This window comes from Staphylococcus sp. CWZ226, from assembly GCF_018986355.1.
Taxonomy (GTDB): Bacteria; Bacillota; Bacilli; order Staphylococcales; family Staphylococcaceae; genus Staphylococcus; species Staphylococcus simulans.
On the sequence record NZ_JAHMSB010000008.1, the window covers coordinates 73,085 to 84,616 of the forward strand.

General features: G+C 35.6%; 9 protein-coding genes. 2 read left to right on the forward strand and 7 right to left on the reverse strand.

Annotation, left to right across the window (positions count from 1 at the left end; all coding sequences use genetic code 11):
- Positions 1–44: 44 nt before the first annotated feature.
- Positions 45–1,712, reverse strand: coding sequence for a formate--tetrahydrofolate ligase (locus KRR19_RS07985; protein ID WP_105978464.1), 1,668 nt, complete (start codon positions 1,710–1,712; stop codon positions 45–47).
- Positions 1,713–2,081: 369 nt separating this feature from the next.
- Positions 2,082–3,794 carry an acetate--CoA ligase gene (acsA, locus tag KRR19_RS07990; RefSeq protein ID WP_002481207.1) on the reverse strand — a complete coding sequence of 571 codons (1,713 nt, stop codon included), beginning with the start codon at positions 3,792–3,794 and terminating at the stop codon, positions 2,082–2,084.
- 212 nt (positions 3,795–4,006) lie between these two features.
- Between acsA and KRR19_RS07995 the strand changes: the two genes are divergently transcribed.
- Positions 4,007–4,639, forward strand: a complete 633-nt coding sequence (locus tag KRR19_RS07995) for a GNAT family N-acetyltransferase (RefSeq protein WP_002481208.1) — start codon at positions 4,007–4,009, stop codon at positions 4,637–4,639.
- A 12-nt stretch (positions 4,640–4,651) separates the two neighbouring features.
- Entirely contained in the window at positions 4,652–5,806 is a 1,155-nt protein-coding gene (locus tag KRR19_RS08000; protein WP_023015983.1) for an acetoin utilization protein AcuC, read from the forward strand.
- 72 nt (positions 5,807–5,878) lie between these two features.
- Here KRR19_RS08000 and ccpA read toward each other — a convergent pair whose 3' ends face one another.
- From ccpA to murC, 5 genes are all read right to left on the reverse strand, one after another.
- Positions 5,879–6,868: a catabolite control protein A gene (ccpA, locus tag KRR19_RS08005; protein ID WP_002481210.1), complete on the reverse strand. Its 990-nt coding sequence runs from the start codon at positions 6,866–6,868 to the stop codon at positions 5,879–5,881.
- A gap of 209 nt (positions 6,869–7,077) precedes the next feature.
- The gene (locus KRR19_RS08010) at positions 7,078–8,169 is read right to left on the reverse strand and encodes a bifunctional 3-deoxy-7-phosphoheptulonate synthase/chorismate mutase (protein ID WP_031262773.1); all 1,092 of its coding nucleotides are present in this window, start codon (positions 8,167–8,169) and stop codon (positions 7,078–7,080) included.
- A 234-nt stretch (positions 8,170–8,403) separates the two neighbouring features.
- Entirely contained in the window at positions 8,404–9,567 is a 1,164-nt protein-coding gene (locus KRR19_RS08015; RefSeq protein WP_002481212.1) for a hypothetical protein, read from the reverse strand.
- Between the two features lie 136 nt (positions 9,568–9,703).
- On the reverse strand, positions 9,704–10,144 hold the full coding sequence (locus tag KRR19_RS08020) for a DUF948 domain-containing protein (protein WP_002481213.1): 441 nt from the start codon (positions 10,142–10,144) through the stop codon (positions 9,704–9,706).
- Between the two features lie 70 nt (positions 10,145–10,214).
- Positions 10,215–11,528 (reverse strand): UDP-N-acetylmuramate--L-alanine ligase, encoded by a 1,314-nt coding sequence (gene murC / locus KRR19_RS08025; protein ID WP_002481214.1) that lies wholly within the window; start codon positions 11,526–11,528, stop codon positions 10,215–10,217.
- Positions 11,529–11,532: the final 4 nt, after the last annotated feature.

Below are 11,532 nucleotides of genomic sequence, written 5' to 3' on the forward strand. Positions count from 1 at the left end.
GTAATATACTCACACTTCAGGGCCTGTTTTAGTTATAGCTTAAATTAGAATAAACCTTTCGCATGGCCGTCTTCTGTAACGTCCATATTTAATGCAGCTGGTTTCTTAGGTAAGCCAGGCATTGTCATAATCGCACCTGTTAAAGCAACGATAAAGCCAGCACCTGTTTTAGCTTGTAATTCTCTGATTGTGATTTCGAAATCATCAGGCGCACCTAATAAATCTTTATCATCTGAGAAAGAATATTGTGTTTTAGCCATACATACTGGGTAATTGTCCCAACCGTTATCTTTAATTTGTTTCAATTGTTTTTGTGCTTTGCTTGTAAATGTTACTTTTTTACCGCCGTAGATGTTTTTAACAATTTTTTCGATTTTTTGTTCAATTGGTTCATCAAGTTCATAAGTATTTTTGAAATCATGTTTTTCATTTAATACTTCTTTCACTTGTTCAGCTAATTCAATGCCGCCTTTGCCGCCTTTTTCCCAAACTTCAGTTAAGGCAATACGTATATTGTTTTCTTTTGCCCAGTCTTCAACTACTTTAGTTTCAGCATCTGTATCTGCTACGAATGCATTTAATGCTACGACTGGTTCTACACCGAATGAACGGATGTTTTTGATATGACGTGCTAAGTTTTCTAAACCGTCTTTAACTGCTTGAACATTTTCTTCTTTCAAGTCATCTTTTGCTACGCCGCCATGCATTTTCAATGCACGGATTGTCGCAACAACTACAGCAGCACTTGGTTCGAATCCTGCTTTACGTGATTTGATGTTCATGAATTTTTCAGCACCTAAGTCTGAACCGAATCCAGCTTCAGTCACCACAACATCAGCTAGTTTACGTGCTGTTTCAGTTGCAAGAATTGAGTTACAACCATGTGCAATATTTGCGAATGGCCCACCGTGAATTAATGCTGGTGTACCTTCGATTGATTGCACTAAGTTAGGTTTGATTGCGTCTTTAAGAATCATCGCAATTGCACCTTCAACTTCTAAATCAGCAACCGTAACTGGTTTGCGATCACGTGTATATGCAACTGTAATGTTAGCGATACTTTCTTTTAAGTCTTTCAAGCCAGTGCTTAGGCAAAGAATCGCCATAATTTCAGATGCTACTGTGATGTTGAATCCATCTTCACGCGGAACACCTTGTGTTGGTCCACCAAGACCTACTACAACTTGTCTTAACGCACGGTCGTTCATGTCTAACACACGTTTCCATTCGATACGACGTTGGTCAATGCCTAACGCATTACCTTGATGGATGTGGTTATCAATAAATGCTGATAACGCGTTGTTTGCTGTTGTAATCGCATGGAAGTCACCGTTGAAGTGTAAGTTGATATCTTCCATTGGTAATACTTGTGCGTAACCGCCGCCAGTTGCGCCACCTTTAATACCGAATACTGGACCTAATGCTGGCTCACGTAATGCCATAATGACATTATCTCCTAATTCATGGAAGGCATCTGCTAAACCAACAGTTACAGTTGATTTACCTTCACCAGCTGGTGTTGGACTCATTGCAGTAACAAGAACAACTTTCCCTTTGTCCCCATTGTCTTTTAATTGGTTAATGTCAATTTTAGCTTTATAGTGACCATATGGTTCTAAAGCATCTTCCGAAATACCAATCTTTTCTGCAATGTCTTTAATTGGTTGTAATGTAGCTTGATTCGCGATATCCAAATCTGATAAATGACTCAATTCATTCAGCCCCTTATTTAGTAATTGAATTACAGTCTCAGCAACCATCCGTTCACTTTATTTACCACGTATTTTTATGCCCTCAACGCTTTTAAAATACGTTTAGATAAATGCAGTAAATAGAGACCTGCTTCAACTGTTTTTAAAACCTTTTACATCATTCATCATATCGAAATATACATTTATTGTCGAACATATTCATCATTAATTTTTAAGTATTCTTACTTTTATGGTAATATTACAAAAATAGATGATAAAATTTTATGTAAAACCTTTATTTTGCAATAATGAAAGCGATACCAAAACATTGATTTTATTTTGATATCGCTCATATGATCAACCTATTTTATTGTTAGTTTTTATATACAATTAGTCTTCCATTGTACTTAAATCACCTTCAGGAAGATCAAGTTCCCAAGCTTTTAATACACGTCTCATAATTTTACCTGAACGTGTTTTCGGTAATTTATCTTTGAATTCAATTTCTCTTGGTGCAGCGTGCGCAGATAAACCGTGTTTGACGAATGTTCTGATATCTTCTTTCAATTCATCATCTGGTTCATAGCCATGATTTAAAGCAACGAATGCTTTAATAATTTCACCACGTACTGGGTCTGGTTTACCAATAACACCTGCTTCTGCGACTGCAGGATGTTCCACTAATTTAGATTCCACTTCGAATGGTCCGACACGTTCACCAGCAGTCATAATCACATCATCAACACGACCTTGGAACCAGAAGTATCCATCTTCATCTTGATATGCTGAATCTCCTGATACATACCAATCACCAATAAAGTAAGAATCATACTTTTCTTGGTTTTTCCAAATTTTACGCATCATGGATGGCCAGCCTTTTTTAATGGCTAAGTTACCCATTCGATTCGGTGGTAACTCATTACCTTGGTCATCCACAATAGCCGCTTCAATACCAGGTAATGGTTTACCCATAGAACCTAGTTTTACATCCATAGAAGGATAGTTGACAATCATATGACCGCCTGTTTCTGTCATCCACCAAGTATCTAAAACAGTGTGTTCTAATACTTCTTTTGCCCATTTAATTACTTCTGGGTTTAATGGTTCACCTACAGAATACACTTCTCTTAATGATGATAAATCGTATTTCTTCACAACGTCGTCTCCTGCACTCATTAACATACGTAATGCTGTCGGTGCTGTATACCAAATTGTGACTTTAAATTCTTCAATCATGCCATACCATGCTTCAGGAGAGAAACGTCCCCCAGCGATACAGTTTGTCACACCGTTTAGCCAAGGTGCGAAAATACCGTATGAAGTACCAGTTACCCAGCCTGGGTCTGCTGTACACCAATAAATATCGTCTTCTTGTAAATCAAGAACATATTTACCTGAAATATAGTGTACAATCATGGCATCTTGAACATGTAACACACCTTTAGGTTGTCCTGTAGAGCCAGAAGTATAATGTAAAATCAAACCGTCTTCACGATCTAACCATTCGATATCAAATGAATCGCTAGCATCTTCCATTTCTTGTTGAAAATCTACGTATTCATCGTCTACCCCATCATTATCGACGATGACAATTTTCTCTAAGTTTGGTAAGTCGTCTTTTGGAATACGGTCTACTAAATCTTTCGTTGTTACAATTACTTTCGCATCACTATTATCTAAACGATCAGCGACTGCTTTTTCCATAAACGCTTCAAATAATGGTCCAACAATCGCACCAATTTTTAAAATACCGAAGAACGCAAAGTATAACTCTGGTGTTCTTGGCATAAAGATAAAGACACGATCCCCTTTTTCTACTTGTGCTTTATCTTTTAGTACGTTTGCGGCTTTATTCGATAATTGCTGCATTTCTTTATAAGTATAACTTTCTTTACGTTTGGCATCTTTGTAGTTTAAGGCCACTTTATCCCCAAGGCCATTATCTACGTGACGATCAATACATTCATATGCCATATTGATCTTTCCTGTTTCATACCATGAAAAAGCTTTTTCTACGTCTTTCCAATCAAAGTTCTGATACGTTTCGTCATAGTTTTGAAGGTTATAATTACCTTCTCCCCCTTTATAAATATCAACTTTCATTTGAATTGCCCCCTTTGTTTGAAATCGCTTTCAAAAACCATTATACAAAAATCATAGTAAATTTTCAAAAATAATTGCGATAATTCTGATTTGTGTGTAAATTGATGTTAAAACCATTATAATTAAATTAATACGTGGAAACATATCATTTTAGTGAAAAAGTAAATTTGAGCACTCTCATCTTAGGAGAATATGAAAAAGGATGTGGCAAGATGGAACATGTCAAAACGTATGTAAAACAAACATACACACGTCACGATACAACTTATGTTATTGAAGGTCCTGTACCACGTAAACAACTTGAACAAATGGATTACGATGATGGTTTGGATGCATTTAGAAGACCTATCGAACAATTTGAAGCGATTCAAGAAATTAGTGAATTGCCAGAAGGTCGTATTTACGTCTTACGACATGAAAACACCATTGTCGGATATGTCACTTATCATTATCCTGATCCATTAGAACGTTGGTCTACAGGCAACCTGCCCTATTTAATTGAGCTTGGTGCCGTTGAAATAGCCTTACCGCATCGCGGTACAGGATTAGGTAATGAACTCATTAAAACGAGCTTAAGTGAAGATGAATTTGAAGATTATATTGTGTTAACAACTGAGTATTATTGGCACTGGGATTTGAAAAACTCTAAATTAGATGTCTACGAATATAAAAAATTAATGCAGAAGTTGATGTCTCATGGGGGTTTAGAGATTTTCGCAACTGATGATCCTGAAATTACAGGACATCCAGCAAACTGTTTAATGGCAAGAATCGGTGCACGTATCACATTAGACCAGATGGAGGCGTTTGATGATATACGTTTTATGAACCGCTTCTTCTACTAAAGGGGAGATTTTATGAGTCAAAACAAAAAACAAACGGGGTATGTTTATTCAAATCAATTAATGCGCTATCGGTTCAGTAATGAACATCCTTTTAATCAAATGCGCTTAAAATTGACGACTGAACTGTTAATCGATGCAGGATTACTGAGTTCAAGTCAAATTATTACACCGAGAATCGCCACAGATGAAGAATTAACACTTATACATTCTTATGACTACGTAAATGCGATTAAACACGCTTCTCGTGGAATTTTAAGTGAGGTAGAATCCAAAAAATATGGTTTTGCGAACGAAGATACATCACAGTTTAAACATATGCATCAACATAGTGCACGTATTGTAGGCGGTGCTTTAAAACTTGCTGATATGATTGTACAAGGAGAAGTTAAAAACGGGTGTCATTTAGGCGGAGGATTACATCATGCATTGCCAGGCCGCGCAAATGGCTTCTGTATTTACAATGATATCGCCATTACCGCTAAATACCTATCTGAACGCTATAACATGAAAGTGATGATTATAGATACAGATGCACATCATGGGGACGGTGTGCAATGGAGTTTCTATACACAAAATGAAATTCTGAATTATTCCATTCATGAAACGGGTAAATTTTTATTTCCAGGTTCAGGTCATTATACAGAACGCGGCAAAGAACAAGGTTTCAGTTATTCTGTCAATGTTCCGCTTGAACCTTATACAGAAGATGATTCATATATTGATTGTTTTAAACGCACAGTCACACCTGTCGTTAAATCATTCAAACCTGATATCATTTTAAGTGTACACGGTGTTGATATTCACTATCTCGATCCACTTACTCATATGAATTGTACTTTAGATTCACTCTATGCTATTCCCTATTATATTAAAGCGTTGGCAGATGAATATACAGATGGGAAAGTCATGATGTTCGGTGGCGGTGGATATAACATTTGGCGCGTTGTTCCAAGAGCTTGGAGTCATGTCTTCTTGAGTTTGATGGATGTGCCGATTCAACATGGAGATTTACCGAAAGAATGGGTAGAAAAATGGCGAACTTATGCGCCGACTGATTTGCCAACGACTTGGGAGGATAAACGTCTAGATTATATGGAAATTCCACGTACTGCAGAAATTACTGCTAAGAACTTAAAACATGCGAACCAGGTTGCGAGTTGGTTCTGATTAAATGAAGGAAAATAAAAAGTCTGGAGGAAAGTAATGTGACTTTCTTTCAGACTTTTAAATTTATTCATCTTATTTTGTAGTACCGCGATACTCTATACGATATGGTAAAATGACCGTTGAATCTTCAATCGTTTCATTATTCATATATTTAGTAAGTAAACGCATACCTACTGCACCGATGTCATAAAGCGGTTGAATGACACTTGATAGTTGCGGACGTACCATTTCAACTAAACGTGTATTATTAAAGCTTACAATTTGTAAATCAGATGGAATGTTGATATTCGCATCTTCAGCAGCATGGACAATACCAATAGCTTGTTCATCACTGATAGATAAAATTGCATCTGGTTGATACGCTTTAATATCTTCAAAAGCTTTAATACCATCGCGATATGTTTCTTTACCTCTGAAAGTCAGATTATCTTCTAAAGATAAACCATGTGATGCTAGTGTATCTCTTAAACTAGATAACACATCGTTTTCTGCTTTTTCAGAGTTATTGCCGCCAACAAAGGCAAAGCGTTTTGCGCCAGAATTGATTAAATGATTAGTCACTTCTTCAGCAGCTTGCTTATAGTCGATATTTACAGAAGCAACTGTATTATCATCATCACTTGTTCCTGAAACTACAACAGGTACAGAAGAGTTTTCAATTAAACTTTCCAATTCTGCATCGAGTGTTCCGCCTAAGAAAATAATACCATCTACTTGTTTGCTGAGCAGATTGTTAAAAATTTCTTTAGCTTTTTCTAAATCATTGTCAGAGTTAGAAATAATTGAATGATATTTATACATCGTTGCAATATCTTCTAACCCTCTTGCGAGTTGAGAATAGTATACATTCGAGATATCTGGAATAATTACCCCGACTGTTGTTGTTTTTTTACTTGCTAACCCTCGTGCAACAGCATTAGGTCTGTAGTTAAGCTTTTTGATGACTGCATTTACTTTATCTCTAGTTTCTGGTTTGACATTTTGGTTGCCATTTACCACACGAGAAACAGTTGCCATGGAAACACGCGCTTCTCTTGCAACATCATAAATAGTAACGGTCATAATATCACCCTTTCTGAAAGCGTTTCAAACACTATTATAGTAAGTTTTCACAACATTTTCAAAGTGTACCATAATTTGTCACAAACTCAAAACAAAACTTTCTGCTGTCACTGTTTTGTCACACATATGATGTTTTGCAAAACACAAAAAAGCCCTTTAAATCAAAGGTTTGAATACTTTAATTTAAAAGGCTTTCAATTAACTATATATTAGCGTAATTGCTTGCTATCGTACATATCAGCAAGTGGTTTTAGTTCATCATAGAATTTGTTGAATTGTTCAATATCCATTTGTTGTCCGCTATCACTTAATGCAACAGCTGGATCAGGATGTACTTCTGCCATAACACCATCTGCACCTACTGCTAAAGCTGCTTTAGCTGTTGGAAGCATAATATCTTTTCTTCCTGTACTATGTGTTACGTCTACCATTACTGGTAAGTGTGTACCTTGTTTAAGGATCGGTACTGCTGAGATATCTAAAGTATTACGTGTTGCTTTTTCGTATGTTCTGATACCGCGTTCACATAAGATAATATTTTGGTTACCTTGTGATGCGATATATTCTGCTGCGAAAATGAACTCTTCAATTGTCGCAGATAAACCACGTTTTAATAAAATTGGTTTGTTTGTACGTCCTGCTTCTTTTAATAATTCGAAGTTTTGCATGTTACGTGCACCAATTTGGAACACATCTAGGTAATCATCTGCCAATTCTAAATCAGCTGGTGTTACGATTTCACTTACAACATTTAAATTATATTTGTCTTTAACGTTTTTAAGAATTTTCAATCCTTCTAATCCTAGACCTTGGAAGTCATAAGGAGAAGTACGTGGTTTGAAAGCACCGCCACGGATGAATTTTAATCCTTTACTTTGTAAGTCTTGAGCAACTGCATCGACTTGTTCTTGTGATTCTACTGAACATGGACCGAAAATGAATGACTTGTTGCCATCACCAATAACTCCACCATTGTCAAAGCGTACAATTGTATCTTCTGCTTTTAATTTTCTTGAAACAATTAAATGTTTTTCACGATCAGATTTTTGTAAGTCAGTGGATGCTTTAAATATTTCTTTGAATAATTGTTTAATTACATTATCGTTAAATGGACCATTATTTTTTTCGATTAAAGCATTCAACATTACTTTTTCACGTTCAGGATCATAAACCTTAGTACCTTGTTTACGCTTTTCATCCCCTATTTTCTGTGCTAACTTACCACGCTCTACTAGTAAGTCTAAAATCTTTTCATTAATGTCTTGAATTTCATTTCTGTACTGTTCTAACTTATTCATTATTTGGTCACCTCTATGTAATTTTTGCATCCAATTTATCACGCTTTAAAGCGATAAAAATATTGAATTTAACAGTTATTCTAGCAAGAACTTTATCATTAATCAAGAGGAAAAGCGAAATAAATCGAATTGTTTCGATTATTATTAATTTTCTCACAATTCCTTAACTAGATTTAACCAAAAGTAAAAAAGAAAATCAACCTCAAAAAGAATAAGGTTGATTTCTTTTAGGTACAATTAGTCATTGAATGTTTTCTTTTCAATTTTCTTCGTAGTTGTTTCACCTTTTGGTTGTGTCTTTGTAGTGTTATTCGTTGTTTTCTTATTCGCTGGTGTTACACTAGGTTTCTTTGTTGATTTGTTTGCAGCTGATTTTGTTGTCTTTGTTGTTGTTTTTTGTGTCGTTGTTTTGTTTCCTTTTGCTGCTGGTTTTTGTGTTGTTGTTTTTGTAGTTTTTGTCGCATCTTTCGGTGAAGTAGCTTTCGCTGTCTGCTTAGTTGTTGATGCATTTTTCTTAGGTGTGTTTGTCGTTTTAGTTGTTTCTGTTTTCGTTGTTTTTGTATCATTAACAGTCTTAGATTCTACTTTACCTGAAGCTTCTGGTGTTTTGTGTGCTTCTGAATGATTAGCAGTTGCTTTATCATGCGTAATAACACCTTTATTGAATGAAGCTTTCTCATGTGTTTGTGCTGTACGTTTTTCAGCATCTGCAGGTTTTGCTGCTTTAGCATCCGCAGCTTTTTTGCTTCCTGCTGCTGTTGCTGCAGCTGCAACTGTAACTAATACTGGAACTGTTTTAAAACCACTTGATTTTACTGGTTTAGCTTCAAATAGTTCAGCTACTTTAGTTGCTACTGTATTATCATTTTCAATTAATTTAGCTTTTTCTTTCGCTGCTAATGCATTTCCTGTTGCTGTAAATTCATGGAAAGGCACTGTATCTGGTTGTGAAGATTTTAAAGGATTGTTGTCTGTTTGAACATCTTGAGCTTGCGGAGAAACATTTGCTAAATCATGTGCTGCTGCTTCATTACGAATTGCTTCACGTTGCGCTCGTAATGCTTTTGGATCTGTTTCTTGTTCATCATTGTTGAATTTTTGTTTTACATCAGATTTAAGCTGTTGTGCTTTATCTTTAATATCTTGAATTTGACTTTGTGCATTTGCTTTAAGCGCATCTGTCTGTGCAGACACTTTTTCTTTCACTGATGGTTTCTTTGCTTCTGCTGGTTGATTTTGCTTTTCAAGTTGTTTACGTTTTTTCACTTGATTAATCACAAAACCACCTGCTGTACCAATAAATATTCCTGCGATGAACCCATAAACGAAATCTTTACGGACAGTATCAGACATAGCTTCAACTTCGTAAATTTCTAATCTAGCTTCGTCGTTCTTTCTCATGTATTTGCCTCCTATAAAGTAAAAGCACTTAAACAAAGTTGATTCAACCTCATTTAAGTGCAGTTAGTACGTCTTATAATTGATAATGTAGCCTACAGATGAGGTACACAGTTCCAATTAGAACTGCATTTAACCATTATCCTCTGTAGTTTGCACTTTCTCTACGTTGTTTTCTGTATTGCCATTTATCAGCAATTTCCATCGCAACGTTTGACCATTGGATGACTTGTGAAATTTTATCTTCGTTTTGAGAAATATTATGTGCAATTGAGTTAGTTACTCGGTCCACTGATCCATCTAAATCTTGGATAGAGTCACCGATACCTTTTACTCCATCAACTACAGAATTTAAGCGGTCCACTTTATCTTGAATATCTTCAGTTAAGCGGTTTGCTTTATGAAGTAAATCTGTTGATTCTCTTGTAATCCCTTGAATTTGTCCTTCAATTCCATCAAGAGTCTTAGCCACGTAATCTAAGTTTTTCTTAACAGATAAAAGAACAACTACAATTCCGATTACTAATACTAAAAATGCTATAGCTGCAATTAGACCTGCTATAGGTAAAATCCAGTCCATTAAAAACGCCTCCTAAATTGCTTATGTCTTATTTTTACTTAATACCCATACATATTTTAACATAAACATATTAAAATTCATTAATTACTCCGTGATTGTCTAAATAGGCACGTTCAACTTTTTGAATATCCCCTGCACCCATAAATAAAATCACAGCATCTTCATATGATTTCAATATATTTACATTTTTTTCACCGATTAATTGCGCACCTGGAATGCGATCAATTAAATCTTGAATTGTCAAACTGCCTTCATGTTCACGGATAGATCCGAAAATATCACATAAGAAGACACGGTCTGCTTTATTCAAGCTTTCAGCAAACTCATTCAAGAACGCTTTTGTTCTAGAATACGTATGCGGTTGAAAGACAGCGATAACCTCTTTATGCGGGTATTTTTTACGTGCTGTCTCAATTGTAGCATTAATTTCGCGCGGATGGTGGGCATAATCGTCAACAATTACTTGATTATGTACTTTTGTTTCATTAAATCTACGTTTCACTCCGCCGAATGTTTCTAACGCTTCTTTAATATTTTTTACATCAAGACCTTCTAAATGACAAACCATAATAACCGCAAGTGTATTTAAGATATTATGATCCCCATATTGCGGTGATAAGAAATGGTCGAAGAATTTACCGTCAATGTACACGTCAAACGACGTACCATGTTCTGTAATTTGAAGGTTATCAGCATAAATATCTTCATCTTTTTCTAATCCATAGTAATAAACAGGAACATCTGCTTTAATTTTTCTTAAATGGTCATCTTTACCCCATGCGATAATTGCTTTTTTGACATTATGCGCCATTTCTTGGAACGCACTTGTAACGTCATCAATATCTTTAAAATAATCAGGATGATCAAAGTCGATGTTCGTCATAATCGCATAATCCGGATGATAACTTAAAAAGTGACGTCTATATTCACATGCTTCAAATGCAAAATATTCACTTTGAGGAATACCTAAACCTGTGCCATCACCAATTAAGAAAGAAGTTCTTTTATCTCCATTCATTACATGTGATAAAAGGCCTGTTGTAGATGTTTTGCCGTGTGCACCTGTCACAGCTACAGACGTATACTGCTCAATGACATGGCCTAAGAATGTAGGATAATCAATAATTTCTAATCCTAATTCTTTTGCGCGGACAATTTCTTCATGTTCATCTGAAAAGGCGTTTCCTTGAATAACAACCATGCCTTTTTGAATATTGTCTGGGTTAAATGGCAAAATTTTAACCCCTTTATTTCTTAATGCATCTTCTGTAAACACATATTGGTCGATGTCGGAGCCCTGAACTTCATGGCCTAAATCATGCATAATTTGCGCCAATGAACTCATACCAGAGCCTTTAATACCGACAAAATGATAGTGTGTCATACTT